The sequence below is a fragment of the Eubacterium sp. AF17-7 genome (genome assembly GCF_003461285.1).
In the GTDB taxonomy this organism is placed as follows: Bacteria; Bacillota; Clostridia; order Lachnospirales; family Lachnospiraceae; genus Eubacterium_U; species Eubacterium_U album.
Window position 1 is genome coordinate 1 of the sequence record NZ_QTWU01000040.1, and the last position, 747, is coordinate 747.

The window sequence follows — 747 nt, forward strand, 5'->3', positions numbered from 1 at the left end:
TGCTTCTACTCTCTCCCAGTAGAATCTCATGTCATTACCAGGTGCATTTCCTGTAATAAGTGTAAATCTTAATGCATCAGCACCGTATTTATCAATAACTTCCAATGGATCAATACCATTTCCTAAAGACTTACTCATTTTACGTCCCTGGGAATCACGAACCAAACCATGAATTAATACTGTATCAAAAGGAACCTGTCCTGTATGTTCAAGTCCTGAGAACATCATTCTCATTACCCAGAAAGGAATAATATCATATCCTGTTACCAATGTGTTTGTAGGATAGAAGTAATCCATTTCTTCTGTTTTATCAGGCCATCCAAGTGTGCTAAATGGCCATAATGCTGATGAGAACCATGTATCAAGTGTATCAGGGTCCTGTCTCATTTCTTTTCCACAATGTGGACATGTAGCATGGTCTTCTTTAGTTACAACCATTTCTCCACAGTCGTCACAATAAAATGCAGGAATCTGATGTCCCCACCATAACTGACGTGAAATACACCAGTCACGGATGTTTTCAAGCCAATGGAAATATGTTTTATCAAAATATCCCGGTACAAATTTAGTGTCACCATTTTTAACAGCATCAATGGCTGGTTTTGCAAGTTCGTCCATCTTTACAAACCACTGTTTTGATACTCTAGGTTCAATAGTTGTATGACATCTGTAACATGTACCAACGTTATGCTCATGGTCTTCAATCTTAACAAGGAAGCCTTCTTTGTCTAAATCTTCAACAATTGC

At 37.9% G+C, this 747-nt stretch carries 1 protein-coding gene; it reads right to left on the reverse strand.

What is annotated here, in order from left to right:
• On the reverse strand, positions 1–747 hold a 747-nt coding region (locus DWW96_RS13735), incomplete at both ends, for a class I tRNA ligase family protein (protein ID WP_147339844.1).